Origin of the sequence: Massilia sp. YIM B02443, assembly GCF_030411955.1 — a bacterium.
Classification (GTDB): domain Bacteria; phylum Pseudomonadota; class Gammaproteobacteria; order Burkholderiales; family Burkholderiaceae_D; genus Telluria.
In genome coordinates this window covers 38,516-56,309 of record NZ_JASNRA010000015.1, presented here as the reverse complement: position 1 = coordinate 56,309, position 17,794 = coordinate 38,516, and the positions used below count along the sequence as shown (strand labels likewise).

General features: G+C 64.7%; 19 protein-coding genes. 14 read left to right on the top strand and 5 right to left on the bottom strand.

What is annotated here, in order from left to right; genetic code table 11:
• Window positions 1-2: 2 nt before the first annotated feature.
• Complete coding sequence (locus QPK27_RS16110; RefSeq protein ID WP_290419268.1) at window positions 3-1,061, bottom strand: folate-binding protein YgfZ; 1,059 nt, start codon at window positions 1,059-1,061, stop codon at window positions 3-5.
• A gap of 129 nt (window positions 1,062-1,190) precedes the next feature.
• Here QPK27_RS16110 and mltG point away from each other — a divergent pair, with 129 nt between their 5' ends.
• The 11 genes from mltG to lpxO all read left to right on the top strand — a co-directional run bounded on the left by mltG (window position 1,191) and on the right by lpxO (window position 9,235).
• Window positions 1,191-2,210, top strand: a complete 1,020-nt coding sequence (mltG, locus tag QPK27_RS16105) for an endolytic transglycosylase MltG (protein WP_290419267.1) — start codon at window positions 1,191-1,193, stop codon at window positions 2,208-2,210.
• 14 nt (window positions 2,211-2,224) lie between these two features.
• A complete protein-coding gene (gene tmk, locus QPK27_RS16100) occupies window positions 2,225-2,833 on the top strand; it encodes a dTMP kinase (protein WP_290419266.1) in 609 nt (202 codons plus the stop codon).
• Between the two features lie 2 nt (window positions 2,834-2,835).
• The gene (locus tag QPK27_RS16095; protein WP_290419351.1) at window positions 2,836-3,852 is read left to right on the top strand and encodes a DNA polymerase III subunit delta'; all 1,017 of its coding nucleotides are present in this window, start codon (window positions 2,836-2,838) and stop codon (window positions 3,850-3,852) included.
• A gap of 77 nt (window positions 3,853-3,929) precedes the next feature.
• Complete coding sequence (locus QPK27_RS16090) at window positions 3,930-4,307, top strand: PilZ domain-containing protein (RefSeq protein WP_290419265.1); 378 nt, start codon at window positions 3,930-3,932, stop codon at window positions 4,305-4,307.
• 42 nt (window positions 4,308-4,349) lie between these two features.
• Window positions 4,350-4,868, top strand: a complete 519-nt coding sequence (locus QPK27_RS16085; protein WP_290419264.1) for a GNAT family N-acetyltransferase — start codon at window positions 4,350-4,352, stop codon at window positions 4,866-4,868.
• A gap of 62 nt (window positions 4,869-4,930) precedes the next feature.
• Window positions 4,931-5,713 (top strand): TatD family hydrolase, encoded by a 783-nt coding sequence (locus QPK27_RS16080; RefSeq protein ID WP_290419263.1) that lies wholly within the window; start codon window positions 4,931-4,933, stop codon window positions 5,711-5,713.
• 34 nt (window positions 5,714-5,747) lie between these two features.
• Window positions 5,748-6,386: an ankyrin repeat domain-containing protein gene (locus QPK27_RS16075; protein WP_290419262.1), complete on the top strand. Its 639-nt coding sequence runs from the start codon at window positions 5,748-5,750 to the stop codon at window positions 6,384-6,386.
• Window positions 6,387-6,518: 132 nt separating this feature from the next.
• Window positions 6,519-7,433, top strand: a complete 915-nt coding sequence (locus tag QPK27_RS16070; RefSeq protein ID WP_290419261.1) for a methyltransferase domain-containing protein — start codon at window positions 6,519-6,521, stop codon at window positions 7,431-7,433.
• Between the two features lie 162 nt (window positions 7,434-7,595).
• Entirely contained in the window at window positions 7,596-7,796 is a 201-nt protein-coding gene (locus QPK27_RS16065) for a hypothetical protein (protein WP_290419260.1), read from the top strand.
• 108 nt (window positions 7,797-7,904) lie between these two features.
• Entirely contained in the window at window positions 7,905-8,132 is a 228-nt protein-coding gene (locus QPK27_RS16060) for a DUF6139 family protein (protein WP_290419259.1), read from the top strand.
• 203 nt (window positions 8,133-8,335) lie between these two features.
• On the top strand, window positions 8,336-9,235 hold the full coding sequence (lpxO, locus tag QPK27_RS16055; RefSeq protein WP_290419258.1) for a lipid A hydroxylase LpxO: 900 nt from the start codon (window positions 8,336-8,338) through the stop codon (window positions 9,233-9,235).
• Between the two features lie 25 nt (window positions 9,236-9,260).
• Here lpxO and QPK27_RS16050 read toward each other — a convergent pair whose 3' ends face one another.
• Window positions 9,261-10,067: an APH(3')-I family aminoglycoside O-phosphotransferase gene (locus QPK27_RS16050; RefSeq protein WP_374047081.1), complete on the bottom strand. Its 807-nt coding sequence runs from the start codon at window positions 10,065-10,067 to the stop codon at window positions 9,261-9,263.
• Window positions 10,068-10,157: 90 nt separating this feature from the next.
• Here QPK27_RS16050 and wrbA point away from each other — a divergent pair, with 90 nt between their 5' ends.
• Window positions 10,158-10,757 (top strand): NAD(P)H:quinone oxidoreductase, encoded by a 600-nt coding sequence (gene wrbA / locus QPK27_RS16045; RefSeq protein WP_290419256.1) that lies wholly within the window; start codon window positions 10,158-10,160, stop codon window positions 10,755-10,757.
• Window positions 10,758-10,859: 102 nt separating this feature from the next.
• Window positions 10,860-11,558, top strand: a complete 699-nt coding sequence (locus QPK27_RS16040; protein ID WP_290419255.1) for a glutathione S-transferase N-terminal domain-containing protein — start codon at window positions 10,860-10,862, stop codon at window positions 11,556-11,558.
• A 9-nt stretch (window positions 11,559-11,567) separates the two neighbouring features.
• Here QPK27_RS16040 and QPK27_RS16035 read toward each other — a convergent pair whose 3' ends face one another.
• The 3 genes from QPK27_RS16035 to QPK27_RS16025 all read right to left on the bottom strand — a co-directional run bounded on the left by QPK27_RS16035 (window position 11,568) and on the right by QPK27_RS16025 (window position 16,125).
• The gene (locus QPK27_RS16035; RefSeq protein ID WP_290419254.1) at window positions 11,568-12,305 is read right to left on the bottom strand and encodes an SDR family oxidoreductase; all 738 of its coding nucleotides are present in this window, start codon (window positions 12,303-12,305) and stop codon (window positions 11,568-11,570) included.
• A gap of 826 nt (window positions 12,306-13,131) precedes the next feature.
• On the bottom strand, window positions 13,132-14,049 hold the full coding sequence (locus tag QPK27_RS16030; RefSeq protein ID WP_290419253.1) for an alpha/beta hydrolase: 918 nt from the start codon (window positions 14,047-14,049) through the stop codon (window positions 13,132-13,134).
• Window positions 14,050-14,154: 105 nt separating this feature from the next.
• Window positions 14,155-16,125 carry a U32 family peptidase gene (locus QPK27_RS16025; RefSeq protein ID WP_290419252.1) on the bottom strand — a complete coding sequence of 657 codons (1,971 nt, stop codon included), beginning with the start codon at window positions 16,123-16,125 and terminating at the stop codon, window positions 14,155-14,157.
• Window positions 16,126-16,415: 290 nt separating this feature from the next.
• Between QPK27_RS16025 and QPK27_RS16020 the strand changes: the two genes are divergently transcribed.
• Window positions 16,416-17,615 (top strand): hypothetical protein, encoded by a 1,200-nt coding sequence (locus tag QPK27_RS16020; protein WP_290419251.1) that lies wholly within the window; start codon window positions 16,416-16,418, stop codon window positions 17,613-17,615.
• Window positions 17,616-17,794: the final 179 nt, after the last annotated feature.

The window sequence follows — 17,794 nt, the reverse complement described above, 5'->3', positions numbered from 1 at the left end:
CGTCAGTCGTCGACCGGATCAAGGCTGTACGGCATCGGCAGGAACTTCACGCCGGCGCCGGCGCTCGAACCGAGGTGGACCGATTCGTCGAGCGCGGCCAGCTTGATCTCGACCAGCGCGTCGGCGCCACCGAGTCCGTTCGGCGCGGCATTGACCACCATGCCGCACGGCTGGTCCGGGTCGGCGCTGGAAAATACCTCGTCGCCAGGGCGGGCGGCGGCGTTGTCGATGCTGGCCAGGGCCGCGCGGCGCTTGATCTTGCCGAGGTACTTGGTGCGGGCGACGATTTCCTGGCCCGGATAGCAGCCTTTCTTGAAATTGACGGCGCCCAGCAGCTCGAGGTTGATCATCTGCGGCACGAACTGTTCCTGGGTCGCGGCGCCCACCTGCGGTTCGCCGGCGTGGATCGCGGCCAGGCGCCAGGCCTGGTTGCCGCCCAGGGCCAGGGTTTCCTTCAGCGCCGGCAGGGCGGCGACGGCGGCCTCGACCGAGGCCAGCCACAGGTAGCGCGGGGCGCCGAAGGCGTCGTTCAGGCGGATCACGGTGCCGAAGGCGCCGTCGGTCTTGCTCATCGGCGCGGCCGGCAGCACATCGACGTGGCGCGCCAGCGCGGCCTGCGCCGCGGCGCCGCCCAGGCCGAGCACGGCCGCGAACGGCGCTTCCGCGGTGGCGTCGCGCAGCTTGGCCTTGGAGCGCAGCACGAACATGGTCAGGCGCTTCTGCAGCGGCGCCTGGATCGCGCGTGGCAGCTGCAGGTAGACCGCATCCGGATCGCGCCACATCAGGAAGCTGGCTTGCAGCCGGCCTTTCGGGGTGCAGAAACCGGCGAAGCGCGCCTCGTTGCCGCCGAGATGCTCGACGTCGTTGGTCAGCTGGCCATGCAGGAATTTGGCCGCTTCTTCGCCAGCGACGGCGATCAAGCCCTGGTCGGTGACCGGCGCCACGAAGCCGGCGCCAAGGTCGGCCACGCTCAGCGGACGGCCGAAGTCTTCGACCTCCGTGGCCTCATCGACGTGGAAACGCGCGCCGTGCGCGGCAAGGTGTTCTGTCCAGTTACTCATCGTCACTTATGAAAATCCGAAATGTTTTGCAATTAGGCTTTATCATTACGGGCTCATTATAGAGTTGTCGGGAAAATCGCGCCGGAGGCGCTGCAATCTCCGGCCAGCCCGTACCAACCAAACTAAAACATGGCACTGATAAAAAATCTCGTGGTTGCCGGCGTCGTCGCCGGGTTCGCAGCAGCCGGCGGCTTCGCCTGGTGGTCCAAGAATCCCTTGCCGACGCCCGAAAAACGCGTCGAATTCAACGTCAATCCGGGCAGCGGCGTCGGCGCCGCCGCCCAGCAGATGGTCGAAGCCGGCGTGCCGATGAACCAGCACCTGTTCGTGCTGCTGGCGCGCCTGACCGGCGACGCGTCGCGGATCAAGGCCGGCAGCTACGAGCTGAAACCCGGCACCAGCCCGCGCCGCCTGCTGACGCAACTGGTCAAGGGCGAGTTCGCCCAGCAATCGGTGACCATCATCGAAGGCTGGACCTTCAAGCAGATGCGCGCGGCGATCGCCGGCCACACGCGCCTGAAGCACGACACCGTCAAAATGTCCGACGCCGAGCTGATGAAGCAGATCTCCCCGGACTACAAGGATGCCGAAGGTCTGTTCTTCCCGGATACCTACCTGTTCTTCAACGGCACCTCGGAGCTCGAGATCTACAAGCGCGCCCACCAGGCCATGCTGACTCACCTGAACGACGCCTGGGAACGGCGCAACAAGGAGCTGCCCTATAAATCGCCGTACGAAGCGCTGATCATGGCTTCGATCGTGGAAAAGGAAACCGGCCAGAAAAGCGAGCGCAACATGATCGCCGGCGTGTTCGTCAACCGCCTGCGCACCGGCATGCTGCTGCAGACCGACCCGACCGTCATCTACGGCATGGGCGAGCGCTTCGACGGCCAGATCCGCAAGAAAGACCTGCTGACCGACACCCCGTACAATACCTATACGCGCAGCGGCCTGCCGCCGACCCCGATCTCGCTGCCTGGCCTGCAGTCGCTGCACGCGGCGCTGGAACCGGCCAACACGCCGGCGCTGTATTTCGTCTCGCGCGGCGACGGCACCAGCCAGTTCTCGGATAACCTGCTCGACCATAACCGCGCCGTCAACCGCTACCAGCGCGGCATTCCGAGCGGCGTCATGGGACGAGCACAATGACGCAAGGCAGGTCCATGCAGGGCAAATTCATTACCTTCGAAGGCATCGACGGCGCCGGGAAATCGACCCACATCGGCTCCGTCAAGGCCTTCATCGAAGCGCAGGGCAAGACCGTGGTGTCGTCGCGCGAGCCGGGCGGCACGGCGCTGGGCGAGAAGCTGCGCGACTTGTTGTTGCACGAAACGATGGATCTGGAAACCGAAGCACTCTTGATGTTCGCCAGCCGGCGCGAGCACATCGCCCGGGTGATCGCACCGAACCTGGCGCAGGGCCACTGGGTGCTGTCGGACCGTTTCACCGATGCCAGCTTCGCCTACCAGAGCGGCGGCCGCGGCCTCGACCGTGCCAAGATGGAAGCGCTGGAAGCCTGGGTCCACCCGCATCTGCAGCCTGACCTGACGCTGCTGTTCGACGTGCCGCTCGAAGTGGCGCGCGAACGCCTGGACGCCACCCGCACCCTCGATAAATTCGAGCGCGAGCAGGCCGACTTCTTCGCCAGGTGTCGCGCCGAATACCTGCGCCGTGCCGAACAGTTCCCTGAACGCATCGTGATCATCGACTCGTCGCAGACCATCGCCGCGATCCAGGCCCAGCTGCAACCCGTGCTGGAGAAGTTGCTGTGACGATGTATCCGTGGCAAGCGTCCGCCTGGACCCAATTGCAGCAGATGCGCGAGCGCATGCCGCACGCGATCCTGTTCCACGGCCCGGCCGGCACCGGCAAGGCCGATTTCCTCGAAACCTTCGCCCAGGCGCTCCTGTGCGAGAACGTTCGTCCCGACGGCCACGCCTGCGGCGAATGCGCCTCGTGCGGCTGGTTCGCCCAGCACAACCACCCGGACTACCGCCGCGTGCGTCCGGAAGCGCTGGAAGACGAGCCAGGCGAGAGCGAAGAGGGTGGCGACGGCGAGCGTAAATCGAAGTCGGCCAAGGCGCCGTCGAAAGAGATCAAGATCGAGCAGATCCGCCAGCTGGCCGACTTCATGAACATCTCGACCCACCGCCAGGGCTTGCGGGTGGTGGTGCTGTACCCGGCCGAGGCGCTCAACATGCCGGCCTCGAATGCATTGCTCAAGACGCTGGAAGAACCGCCGCCGGGCACCGTGTTCCTGCTCGCCTCGAACAGCCTGGACCGGCTGCTGCCGACCATCCTGTCGCGCTGCCGCAAGTTCGCGCTGCCGATGCCGGACCACGCCGCGGCGCTGGCCTGGCTCAAGGAACAGGGCGTGCCGGACGCCGACAGCTGGCTGCGCGAGCAGGGCGGGGCGCCGCTGGCGGCCTTGAATGCCTCGAACGACGGCAACCGCGAAGACATGGACGCGCTGCTGCATTTCCTGGCGCGCCCAAGCCCGGACGGCGCCCTGCGCAGCGCCGAGAAGCTGGCCAAGGCCGAGCTGCCGGCGCTGGTGGCCTGGACCCAGCGCTGGCTGTATGACGTGTTCTCGTACAAGCTGTCGGGCACGCTGCGCTACTATCCGCGCTACCAGAAAGAGGTGGCGGCATTGGCGGGGCGGGCCGGGGCGGCCGGCCTGCTGCGGGCGATCAAGGCGGTCAATGAGCGGCGCGCGGTGGCGGACCATCCGCTGTCGGCAAAATTGTTTGTCGAGGACATGCTCCTTGAGTACACTGCTTGCACCGCATAATCAGGTGAATAAGTGAGCTTCAATGAGTGGCTTTATTGGAAAGCTCGCAGTGAAAGGATCGCAGTGAAAGGTTCTCAATGAGCGCCAGTCCGCCGGACCCCTCCACGCCGCAGGCGCCGCGGCCGTCCGTGCTGTCGCTGGCGATCAAGGAAAAGGCGGCGCTGTATGCCGCCTACATGCCTTTCCTGAAGAACGGCGGCATCTTCGTGCCGACCACCAAGCCGTATAAAATCGGCGACGAGATCTACCTGATCCTGTCGCTGATGGACGACCCCAATAAATACCCGATCGCCGGCAAGGTGGTGTGGATCACGCCGGCCGGCGCCGCCAACAACAAGGCGCAGGGTATCGGCGTGCATTTCCCGTCCGACGAGTCGGGCGAGCGCGCCAAGCTGCGCATCGAGGAAATCCTGGGCGCGGCGCTGCGCTCCTCGCGCGCCACCCATACGCTGTAACCTTATCGTATTCCACCCTTCGTTCAACCAACCTAGCGCTTTATGCCGTCCTACGTCCATCGCCTGGCCCGCCGCGACGACCTGCCGGTCATCGTCGACATCTACAACTCCACCATCGCCTCGCGCGAAGTCACCGCCGACACCGAACCGATCACCGTGCAGTCGCGCGAAGCCTGGTTCAACGACCACACGCCGGAGCGCCGTCCGCTGTGGGTGATCCACGACGCCGCGGACACTTCCGATAACCCTGAAGTGCTGGGATGGCTGTCGTACTCGAATTTCTACGGTCGCCCGGCCTATTCCGGCACGGCCGAGGTGTCGATCTACATCGCGGAACAGGCGCGCGGCCAAGGTCTCGGCCGCTATTGCCTCGACCTGGCGATCGCCTTCGCGCCCAACGTCAACGTGCACACGCTGCTCGGCTTCATCTTCGGCCACAACGCGCCAAGCCTGGCGCTGTTCGGCAAGTACGGTTTCGAGAAGTGGGCGCATTTCCCGCGCGTGGCCAACCTCGACGGGGTCGAGCGCGACCTGATCATCCTGGGCAAGCGTGTCGCCTGACATGCTCGTCGCCCGAGGCCGGCCGCGGCGCATCCGTGGCCGGCCTCGCGTACAATAATGGGATGTTTATCGATTCCCATTGCCATATCAATTTCCCGGAGTTGGCAGCCCGCATGCCGGAAGTCCTGGCCAAGATGGCCGAGAACAAGGTCACCCACGCCCTGTGCGTCTCGGTCGACCTGCCGGACTTTCCGCAAGTGCTCGCCCTGGCCGAGCAATATCCGCACATCTTCGCCTCGGTCGGCGTCCATCCCGACTACGAAGACACGCCGGAACCGACCGTGCAGCAGCTGGTCGAGCTGGCCGACCACCCGAAGATCGTCGCCATCGGCGAGACCGGCCTGGACTACTACCGCCTGGAAGGCGACCTGGAGTGGCAGCGCGAACGCTTCCGCACCCACATCCGCGCCTCGCGCGAGACCCGCAAACCGCTGATCATCCATACCCGCGCCGCCAGCGCCGATACCATCCGCCTGATGAAGGAGGAGGGCGCGGGTACCGATGCGGGCGGCGTGGCCGGCGTGATGCACTGCTTCACCGAGTCGCTCGAGGTGGCGCAGGCCGCCATGGAGCAGGGTTTCTACATTTCGTTCTCCGGCATCGTCACGTTCAAGAGCGCCAAGGAATTGCAGGAAGTGGCGAAAGCGGTGCCGCTCGAGCGCATGCTGATCGAGACCGACTCGCCCTACCTGGCGCCGGTGCCGTTCCGCGGCAAGATGAACGAGCCGGGCTACGTCGCCCACGTGGGCGAGTACATCGCCAACCTCAAGGGCGTGTCGCTGCGCGACGTCGCGGCGCAGACCAGCGAGAATTTCTTCAACCTGTTCCAGGCTGCCAGGAGCTGACCCCATGCCGATTCGCCGTGTTCTTGTAGCCAGCATGCTGTCCCTCGCTTGCGCCACCGCGGTTGCGCAGCAGCCGCAGCCGCCTACCCAGCAACAGATCACGGCGTTCTTCCGCGCCGTGCAGCTGAACGACGAAAACACGGTGCGCGAGATGGTCGGCCGGGTGGTCAATGCCAACGAACTCAATCCGCTCGGCGGCGAGCCGGCCCTGGTGGTGGCGATGCGCGAGGGTTCGAACCGGGTGTTCGAGGCGCTGCTGCGCCATCCGGGCACCGACCTGGAGCGCAAGGCGCTCAACGGCAACACGGCGCTGATGATGGCTGCCTATAAACGCGACGAAGACAAGGCGCGCGCGCTGCTGGAGAAGGGCGCCAAGGTCAACCAGCCGGGCTGGACCGCGCTGCACTACGCCGCCGCCAGCGGCGACGTGGCAATTGCCCAGATGCTGATCGCGCGCGGCGCCAGGCTCGACGCGTTGTCGCCGCGCACCAGCGGCGCCTTCACGCCCCTGATGATGGCGGCGCGCGAAGGCCAGGCCGAGGTGGCGCAATTGCTGCTGGCCAAGGGCGCCAATCGCGAGCTGAAGAATACCGAAGGCTTGACCGCGCTGCAGATCGCCGAGCGTTCGGGCCGCGCCGACGTGGTGCAAGCCTTGTCCGGCGGCGCGCGCTGAACTGCAGATTTCACGGCTCGAGCGAGAAGTAGGCCGTAATCACCCCTCAGCTTCAGGCATTGCGTCACGGCAAGTGTCCGCATAATACGCATACGGATCACGTACAGAGTACGGGCACACACAAGGACAACCATGCTGAACGAACGCGAAATCGAGAGCTGCTACCTGGGACAATTCATTCCGGTGCACTACCATCACAATATGCTGATGGACCAGAACCGGATGCACAGTTTCAAGTCCGCCATCCACTACGCGGTGCGTCCCGGCGCCAAGGTGCTGGAACTGGGCGGCGGCACCGGCGTGCTCTCGTGTTTCGCGGCCCAGGCGGCGTCGAAAGTCTATTGCGTCGAGTTCAACCCGGACATGGTGCGCGAGGCGCGCCGCTTCCTGGGCATGAACAAGCACGGCGACCGGGTCGAAGTGATCCATGCCGATGCGTTCGAATACCTGCCGCCGGAACCGGTCGACGTCGTCATCTGCGAGATGATCCACGTCGGCATGCTGCGCGAAAAGCAGGTCGAAGTGATCGAATCGTTCAAGCGCCGCTACCTGGCCAAGTTCGGCGGCCCGCTGCCGGTGTTCCTGCCGGAAGCCGTGATCATGGCGGTGCAGCCGCTGCAGCAGGAATACGATTTCGAAGGTTTCTATGCGCCGATCGTGCAGTTCCAGGAAACCGGCGTCGCTTATCCGGGAACCGTCGAACTGACCCAGCCTGCGGTGTACAGCGTGCTCGACTTCACCCAGCCGGTCGACAGCCTGATCGCATGGGAAGGCTCGATGGTGGTCGAAAAGAGCGGCACGCTCAATGCGCTGCGCTTCGTGACCAAGAACGTGCTGGCCGTGGTGCAGGAGCAGGCGACCACGATCGATTGGCTCAACCATTACATGACGCTGCCGCTGTACGAGCCGGTGAACGTCAAGGCCGGCGAGCTGCTGCGCCTGTCGTTCGCCTACCGCGCGGGCGGGTCGATCCCATCGCTGCAGGCGTCGGTGCGGGTCGAGGTGGTCAGCCAGCTTGAAGTGGAGCGGGTCGCGGAATTTGCCTGATCCCGCGGGTGGCGCTCGAGGTTCCCGCTTTCGCGGGAACACTCATCGCCGCCAGCAACCGTTCACCCCGTCAATATTCCCATCCATCGCACGCCCCTCGCGACGCGCCCCGCGCCGCCGTAAACTCAGCCCGTCATCCTCTCAACGACGGAGAACCCCACAATGCTGAGCTTCCTGGTCTGGCTGCTGTTGCTGTTCCTGTGCTGGCCGATCGCCATCCTGGCCTTGATCCTGTACCCGCTTTTCTGGCTGCTCCTGCTGCCTTTCCGCATGCTCGGCATCGGCGTTGATGCCGTGTTCAGCCTGCTGCATGCCATCGTGATGCTGCCCGCCCGCGTGCTTGGCCACCGTCCAGGTCGCTGATGAGCCCGTTCGAGTGTGGGTCAATTAACAGACGACAGCAAATCATTCTTCTACTGTGGAGTTCCCGCTTTCATCCGGAAAGCGGGCATTGAATAGAGGAAAATGACTATGCGCCTGGATATTTACCGCCGAGCCGAAGAAGACGGCAAACTCTCCTACCTGGCCGTTCCTGAAGCCAAGAACATCCCCGAAGAAGCCACCAACACCGACTGGGAAATCGAAGCACGCGCCTACGAGGCCGACGACAACGCCAGCCAGCTGGACGAGTACGATATCGAGAATGTGAGCGGCCAGATCGCCGAAAAAGGTTACGCCATCACTTCGGTTCAGCACTGACACCGACCCGGCGGGCCAGGCTTTCGCCTGCTCGCCATCGCGTACAAGCCGGCGCATCGGCGCCGGCGCCACACGCTGCCAGCCCTCGCCCGGCAAGCAGCCGAGAAAGCGGCCCGGCCTTTCACGGCCCGGTAGCCGTTATGGTATCCTGCGTCCTTGATCAAGCAAGCCAGCCGTCAAAACGGGCTGGGACGGAGGATGCAATGAAATGGGTTGTGGTCGGTTTTTATATTTTGTCGATCCTGCACATCCATTTCAGGGGGCGCGTGCGCCTGCCTTTCCGTCGCCAGATTTTCGACCATTCGTCGTTCATGGCGCCGATCAACATCTTCATGCACAAGTTCTCGCGTGTGCCGAGCACGCCGTTTATTCCGGTCTCTGAATTCCCGGAACTGGCGCGCCTGCAAGAGAACTGGCCGATCATCCGCGCCGAAGCCGAAAACCTGCTGGCGCTCAAGAAAATCAAGGCAGCCGAGCAGAACGACGACGCCGGCTTCAACTCCTTCTTCAAGAATGGCTGGAAGCGCTTTTACCTGAAATGGTACGACGCCAGCCACCCGTCGGCCGAACGCCTGTGCCCGCAGACCTACGCGCTGCTGCAGTCGATTCCGTCGGTCAAGGCGGCGATGTTCGCCGAGCTGCCGCCGGGCGGCAAGCTCAATCCGCACCGCGACCCGTTCGCCGGTTCGATGCGCTACCACCTGGGCCTGGCCACGCCGAACGACGACCGCTGCTTCATCGAAGTCGACGGCGAGCGCCACAGCTGGCGCGACGGCCAGGGCGTGGTGTTCGACGAAACCTTCATCCACTGGGCCATCAACGGCAGCGAAAGCGACCGCGTGATCCTGTTCTGCGACGTCGAGCGTCCGATGCGCTACCGCTGGATGGGCGCCTTCAACCGCTGGTTCGGCCGCACCGTGATGACCGCCGCCGCGTCGCCCAACGAATCCGGCGACCAGGTCGGCCTGGTCAGCAAGCTGTTCCGCATCTCGTTCACCATGGGCCAGTACCGCCGCCGCCTGAAGGCATGGAACAAGACCGTCTACAACATCACCCGCGTGGCGCTGGTGGTGGCGCTGGCGGCCTTCATCTACTGGATCTGAGGCCGGGCGCGGTGTTCGCGCCGATTCAAAACAATTCGTCCAGGAGCAGGTGCAGGGTCAGCTTGCCCTGGTCGATGTCGGCGATGCCATAGCTTCGCATGAAGCGCTCCTGTAATGGGGCACCAAATTCCCCCAGGCAGTTCCAGATGATCGCCAGATCCTGGTAGCGGTCGGCCACGCCGACCAGGCCGGCGTCGATGCAGCCGACCACTTCACCATCGCGCAGCAGCAGGTTGTCGAGCGAATAGTCGCCATGGGTGACGACCGGATCCGGGTCAAGCGGCAGCAGCGCCTGCATCGCGTCCCATACCTGCTCCGGGCTCCAGCCTTCCCGTTCCTCATCGAAATCATCGGCATCGACCAGGCCGGCCTCGATGCGCGCCCGTGCCAGCGGCAGCCGTTGCCCGAGATCGCTCGTGAAGGGGCAGGCTGCAGGCGGGATCGCGTGCAGCCGGTGAAGGAAGGCGGCAAGCGCATCGACCACGGCGAAACGTGATTCCGGGTGCGCCTCCATCACCTGATACGCGCTCGAGCCGGGAATCGCCGTCATCAGTAGCCAGGCCTCCTGCGACGCGCGTTCGAACTGAACGACACGCGGCACCCGCAGGTATTCGGCCAGCCAGCGCAGCCGCGCCGCTTCCGCGTCGATGTCGTCGGCAACCCTGTGTTTGCCGTGTTTCAGGTACAACTCAGGCGCGCCCGGCTTGCCATGCAGCCGGTAGACCGCGCCGCCCGATTCGCCAATCGTATTGCGTGCCCATGCATATCCAGCCACGGCCTCGGACAGGCAGGCCGGCACATCTACCGCGCCACAGTTTTTCTCTCGACTCATTGCCGCGCCTCCACGCTTGCTCATGAGCGCCCATTTTGCGGCACTCTCGCTAGAATGGCTGTCCGATATTTGCACATATGGAGGCAGGCAATGGCAAAGGTACTGGTACTGTATTACTCGACCTACGGACATATTGAAACCATGGCGAACGCCGTCGCCGAGGGCGCCCGCAATGCAGGCGCGACGGTGGACGTGAAACGGGTGCCGGAAACGGTGCCTGAAGAGATTGCCAAAGGCGCCCACTTCAAGCTGGAGCAATCCGCGCCGGTCGCCAAGCCGCAGGAACTGGCCGACTACGACGCCATCATCATCGGCGCCCCGACCCGCTATGGCCGCATGCCGGGCCAGATGGCGGCCTTCCTCGACCAGACCGGCAGCCTGTGGGCCAGCGGCGCCCTGAACGGCAAGGTCGGCGGCGCATTCACGTCCACCGCCACCCAGCACGGCGGCCAAGAGACGACGCTGTTCTCGATCATTACCAACCTGCTGCACTTCGGCATGACCGTGGTCGGCCTGCCGTACAGCTACCAGGCGCAGATGACGCTGGACGAGATCACCGGCAATAGTCCGTATGGCGCCAGCACCATCGCCGGCGGCAAGGGCGAACGCCAGCCGAGCGCGCTGGAACTGGGCGGCGCGCGCCACCAGGGCGAGCTGATCGCCAAGACGGCGAACAAGCTGTTCGGCTGATCATCCCGTACCGCCGTGTTGGGCGGAGGGCCGGCGCGAACTTTGGTAAGGTCTGCACGACAGGGCCGCATCCGGCGGCCCGCCAACCTTCGCGTGCACACCATGAGCGACCTTTCGTTCTTTCCCATTACCGAGAAATGGCCGGCGCAACATCCGGACCGGCTGCAGCTGTATTCGATGCCCACGCCCAACGGCGTCAAGGCGGCCATCATGCTGGAAGAGATCGGACTGCCGTACGAGGCGCACAAGGTCGATTTCGCCAGCGACGACCAGAATTCGCCGGCCTTCCTGTCGCTGAACCCCAACAACAAGATCCCGGCCATCATCGACCCGAATGGTCCGGACGGCCAGCCGCTGGCGCTGTTCGAGTCGGGCGCGATCCTGCTTTACCTGGCGGAGAAGAGCGGGAAACTGATCCCGCAAGACGCCGCCGGACGCTACCACGTGATCCAGTGGGTGATGTTTCAGATCGGCGGCATCGGGCCGATGTTCGGCCAGCTCGGCTTCTTCCACAAGTTCGCCGGCAAGGATTATGAAGATAAACGTCCGCGCGACCGCTATGCGGACGAATCGCGCCGCCTGCTGCGTGTGCTCGAGCATCAGCTCGGCCGCCACGCCTGGGTGGCGGGCGAGGATTACTCCATCGCCGACATCGCCGTATTCCCGTGGCTGAATGGCTTGATGAACTTTTACCAGGCGGGTGAGCTGGTCGGTGCGGCCGAGTGTCCGCACGTGACTGCCGCGCTTGAGCGCTTCCTGACGCGGCCCGCGGTGCAGACCGGGCTGAAAGTCCCGGCCTGAACCCGCGCTTCAGTACGGGCTGGCGGTCGGCCGCACGATCATTTCGCTGACGTCGACGTCGGCCGGCTGCTCGATCGCGAAACCGATAGCGCGTGCGATCGCAGCCGGCTTGATCGCGACCTTGCGGAAGTCGCGCATGGTGTCGCGCGCCAGCGGGTCAGAGATCGACTCGGCCAGTTCGGATTCCACCACGCCGGGCGAGATCAGCGTCACCCGGATGTCGCCGCCAACTTCCTGGCGCAGCCCTTCGGTGATCGCCGCCACCGCGAACTTGGTGGCGCAGTAGACCGCCGCCGTCGGGCTCACCGTATAGGCGCCGATCGAGGCGATATTGATGACCTGCCCGCTGCGGCGCGCCTGCATGTGGGGCAGGGTGGCGGCGATGCCGTGCAGCACGCCGCGCACGTTGACGTCGATCATCCGGTTCCATTCGTCGATCTTGAGCGCTTCCAGTTTCGACAAGGGCATCACGCCGGCGTTGTTGACCAGCACGTCGATCTGACCGTGGCAGTCGAGGGCGAAGGCGACGAATGTCTTCATGCTGTCGAGGCTGGTGACGTCGAGCTGGGCGACGTCGGCGCGCCCGCCCGCTTCGCGGATCTCGGCGGCCAGTTGCACCAGCCGCTCGGTGCGCCGCGCCCCGAGCACGACGCGGTGGCCGCTCGCCGCCAAGTGGCGCGCGCTGGCTTCGCCGATGCCGCTGCTGGCGCCGGTGATGAGGATGACTTTGCTGTCAGTGGCTTGCATGGTTGACTCCCTGTTGTGTTGATCATTGGAGTCAGTATGCGGCCGTGAAGCGCGGCTGAACATGCCGGGAAGTCGGCGTCGATTGCACGATTCTCCGGAAATGGGCTGGCCAAGCGACGGGCAATGCGTACTGGAATCTGCGACGCAGAAGCGTCAACGCCATGCATCCTAGAGTTTGTGAGGTTCAGCTTCTTTTACACAACGTCCCGAAGAATGCGACCATCGCACGAAAGGTGATCAGTATCGCGAGGGGCACTGCGAAATGGAACACAACTATCCAAAGATAGTTCATTGCAAAGTTAATTCACATACCTGACGGGATTAGCCCGGGTATGGGGCCTAGCGCTGCGCTGATGCAGGAAGCTTTCACGCTGTGGGTCAATCCAGACGGGAGCAATATCGCCGGAAGTAACGACAAGCCCACCAAGTATGCCGGCGCATGCATAGGCGTTGGAAGAGAAGCGGCCCAGTCGGGAAGGCGAAAAACTTTTGAAAAGATGAAAAGATCACGCCAAACCAAGACAACTACTGAAAGCAAAACGATACTTCCGTACAAGCCCAGGCGATATCTCGTTTTCTCATCTGGCGTCGCAAATCGCATGTTGCTCCCTCAGAAATTACATGGCGTCTTTCAATGTTCGCTACGAAATCTATGCGCATCGCCAGAGAGCCGAGTTACCAGCCAGGACGAATCGTACGCAAGATATTGATGGCGACCTGCTTCAGCCCGCGCCCTTCGCGCTGCGCTCGCCTCTCCCAATCGCATATTCAGCAACTATTCAGTGTAACAAATATCGCATCGATTGCCGCGTTGTATCAGGCATCGCTATCCAAGGAAAAATTCCATCCCGCGCGCCATTGCCGGGAAGGTCGCCGACCCATGGTTTTCATGCGCCAGCAAGTGGAACCGTACGCGCGACAAGACGTCCAGCTTGCGTAGCCGCTCGTCCAACTCGCGCGCCTCGTCCACCATGCGGCGCGCGGCCGCGATCGCATCACGTCCCTGCGCCGGCTTGCCACCCGGCGCCGGCTGCTCCAGCTCGCCCACGCTCAGCATCAGCGACGGCCGCGCCGGCAAGCGCGCGACGCGTCCCTCAAAGCCCTGCAGGCCGGACAACACCGCGCGCTCGCCGTACCAGATCGACGGACTGGCCGCCAGGTACGTTTGGAACATCGCCGGACGGTTGAACAAAGCATACAGCGTGCACAAGCCGCCGTACGAATGCCCGAACAGCGCCTGGCGCGATGGATCGATCGGCGCCAGCGTCGCCACCAGGGGCTTGAGTTCGCGTTCGATGAAGTCGAGGAACAGCGCGGCGCCGCCGCTGGTCCCGGCCTTGTCACCGGGGACGCCGGACGGCGGGGTGTAATCGCGGCCGCGCGGGATGCCGTAATCGTGCTCGCCCGGGTAGCCGATGGCGACCACGACCGGCGGGTTGACGCCGCTGGCGTGGCGCCAGCCGGCCATGCGCGCCATCAGCGCCAGCGTCGGAAAGCTTGCATTGCCGTCGAGCGCGAACAGGACCGGATGACCGCCCGCCGGGGCCGGCTGCGAGGGCACGCTGATGAAGATCCGGTATTGCTGTCCGGTGATGCGCGAGGTGACGTCGCGTTGCCGGGTGTGCGGCAGCGTGACGCTGGTCCACTCATCGGCGGCGTGCGCCAATGGCGCGATCAGGCTACCGGCGGCAAGGGCGCCGGCAGCGCCGAGCAGGGAACGGCGGGGCAGGGAGATGGAAGACAAGGAGGCGGCTCCAGCGAATTGATGAGAATGATTCTCATTATAAACGCTGGCGCCGCCTTTCGGCCAAGGCGGCCGGTTGGCCGCGGACAAGACAACCGAGCGGGATCAGGCGCGTGGACGCTGGCGGTGGAAGGTCAGCGGGCTGTACTGTACGGCCGACGGTGGCGGCGACTTCAGGATGTTGGTCTTCATCGCGCCCACCACGTGCATCTCGCACGGCTTGCAATCGAAACGCAGCGTGTACTTCTCTTCGCCGCTCACCAGCGTCATCGGCTCGGCCTTGACCTGGCCCTGCACACCCTGCACGCCCTTGGCTTGCTTTGGGCACAGGTTGAACGAGAAGCGCAGGCAATGCTTGGTGATCATCAGCGAGACTTCTCCCGCTTCCTCGTGCGCCTCATAGGCCGCGTCGATCAGCTGCACACCATGCTTGTGATAGAAGGCGCGCGCCTTTTCGTTGTACACGTTGGCCAGGTAGCTCAGCTGGGTGTCCGGATAGGTCGGGCGCGGCTCGACCGGCGCCTTGCGCTGCGGACGTTCCCACGCCGCCAGTCGCGCCGCCTCATGCGCGGCGATCGCGTCGCGTCGCAGCGCATTGATCGCCGCCGACGGCACGAACCATGGCTGGCTCAGCGCCAGTTCCACGTGGCCGGCCTCGAACATGGTATTGCCCAGCTTGGCCACCGCCGAACGCAGCGCGGCGTCAGCCTGCGCCGCCTGCTGGGCCGGCTGCAGCGCGATCTCGGCCGTGGCCGACGAGGCGATGCCGTCTTCGTCCACGATCGACAGCACCAGGCCGGCCGGATGTTCACTCAACTTCAGATCCAGCGACACCTTGCGCTCGGACGACTTCTTGTTGAGCGTGGCTTCCCACTGGTGATCGCGGTTGCGGTGGATGACGGTGCCGACCTTCAGCCCGCTCAGTGCCGCCATGGTCTCGTTCGGGAACACGCGCCAGCGCTGGCCGTCTTCCTCGTCGCCCAGCTTCTCGGCGCGGTTGGCTTGGATGCCGACAGTGGCGCGCTTGTGCATGAAGTTCAGGCCGTCGCCATTGGCCATCGGCGCATTGGTGACCAGGTCGAACGAATCGCTGCCCAAACGCGCCACGATGCCCAGCTCGACGCCCACGTACTTGGGCGAATCGAAGGCGCCGATGTCCGGCTGGCGGCCGGTGGCGAAGTAGTCGGTGTGGCCGCGGTGGAAGTTCTTGTCGACGTCCGGGGTGAACATCACGCGCGTGCGCCCGCTCGCGGCGCGCACGAATTCCGGGCGCTTGTCGAGCAGTTCGTCGAGCAGCAGGCGGTAGTGGGCGGTGATGTTTTTCACATAACCCATGTCCTTGTAGCGGCCCTCGATCTTGAACGAGCGGATGCCGGCGTCGACCAGCGCTTCCAGGTTGGCGCTCTGGTCGTTGTCCTTCATCGACAGCAGGTGCTTTTCGTAGGCCACCACGCCGCCCTTGCCGTCGCTCAGCGTGTACGGCAGGCGGCAGGCCTGCGAGCAGTCGCCGCGGTTGGCCGAACGGCCGGTGTCGGCGTGCGAGATGTAGCACTGGCCCGAGAACGCCACGCACAAGGCGCCGTGCACGAAGTATTCGAGCGGGGTGTCGGTGGCGGCGTGGATCTTGCGGATTTGCTCGACGGTGAGTTCGCGCGCCAGCACCAGCTGCGAGAAGCCGGCGTCGCCCAGGAACTTGGCCTTCTCGGCGCCGCGGATGTCGCACTGGGTGCTGGCGTGCAGCTGGATCGGCGGCAAGTCCATTTCCAGCAAGCCCATGTCCTGGATGATCAGGGCGTCGACGCCGGCCTCGTACAGTTGCCAGATCTGCTTGCGCGCGAGCTCCAGTTCGCTGTCGTGCATGATCGTGTTCATGGTCACGAAGATGCGCGCGCGGTAGCCGTGCGCAAATTTCACCAGCGCGGCGATGTCTTCCAGCGGGTTGCTGGCGTTGTGGCGCGCCCCGAATGCCGGGCCGCCGATATACACGGCGTCGGCGCCGTGGAGGATCGCTTCGCGGCCGATCTCGGCGGTCTTGGCGGGCGAAAGCAATTCGAGCTCGTGGGCTAGCAGGGACATGGGGGGATTTCCTTTGGGGCGAAGGACGAAATTATAGCGGGGTGGCGGCCTGCCGTCATGTGCGGTGCATGGCGATGTGGTTCGGAAAACCCATTTATGCAAGAGAAGATCCGCGGATGAGCACTGAGCCGGCGCAATCGGCAGCGCCGCAGTGCTGGCACCTGGGGCAGGGCCTTCCTACCATGGACGGGTAACAGCGACCGGCCAGCCGGCGCCTCGTTGCGACATGCATGAGTTCGAGCGCTCATGCGTCCTTTCATTCGCACTTTCACTTTTCATAAGAGAAGACCATGAACATCGTCCGATCCGTGCATATCCGGTGCGCCGGCGCCGCCTTGTTGCTCAGCGCAAGCGTGGCTGCTGCGCCAACGTTGGAAGTGACGAAGCCGGGCGCGCCACCCGCGGCGCTGCTTGCCGCCGTCGCGCCCGCCGCGCGCGGCGCCGTCGCGCAGGCGTGGAGCGAAGCGCGGCAGGCGGACGCCCTGGCGTCTAGGCCGGTCGCTTGCGACGGCCGCCACCCACACGGCGTGCGCTACCACGTGCAGCGGCTGCAAGCCTTCGAAGGCGCCAGGTCGTCCTTTCCGCGTGCGGTCAACAACCTGGGCATCGTGGTCGGCTACAGCTCAGTCGGCGGCCTCGGGCGTCCGACGGTGTGGATCGGCCGGCGCGGATTCGAGCTCGCCACCCTCGGCGGTCGCTATGGCGTGGCTGAGGATATCAACGATGCCGGCGTGATCGTCGGCATCGGCACCACGGCGGACTCCGCTAGCCGCGGCATGAGCTGGTTTCTGGGCGCGCGCCGCAACCTCGGCACGCTGGACGGCGCCGACACGGCTTCGCATGCCTACGGCGTCAACAACCTCGGCAAGATCGTTGGCATTGGCATGCTGCCGGACAGAAGCGCATCCCGCGCCGTGGCCTGGCGTGGCGGCGCGCCGCGCCAGGCCACGCTTGGTGGCTCAAGCACGGCCTACGGCGTCAACGATTTCGGCTACAGCGTCGGATCCAGCCGGACCGCCGGCCCTGACAGCCAGGAACATGCCGCGCTGTGGCGGCCCGACGGCAGCGTCCAGGACCTCGGCACCCTGGGCGGCAGGCTCAGCATTGCCTACAGCATCAACAACAAGGGCAAGGCGGTCGGCTACGCTTACCGCCTGGGCGAGACGCGGCTGACGGCCGCGCTCTGGGAACAAGGCGCCGCTTCCGAATTGCCCGGCCTGGGCGGCCGCACCAGCGTGGCGAACGACATCAACAACCGCGACCAGGCGGTCGGCTTCGCGACCACCGCCGATGAGGTCGACCGCGGGATCATCTGGTTTGGCAAGACACCGGTGCAACTCGACACGCTGCTTGACGACGAAAGCCAGGGCCTGCAAATCAGCCGCGCCGAAGCGATCAACGACCGCGGGCAGATCGCGGCGCAACGCAATATCGACGTCGTCACGATCGAGCCTTTGCTGCTCACGCCCCGGCCCTGCCGCTACGAATGACACGCGGAACCGGCAGGGCGAGGGCGGACTGGCCGATGTTAGCGCAAACCGCATGCAATCAGCCGAGGCTTTCTCTGCTGTAACCGGGTCGGTAAGGGGGAGGTGCCAGTGGCCGCAGGTGCGTGCCTAACTGTGCTAACATTGCGCAAGCACCCGCAGCCCGATAGGAATCCTCCCCC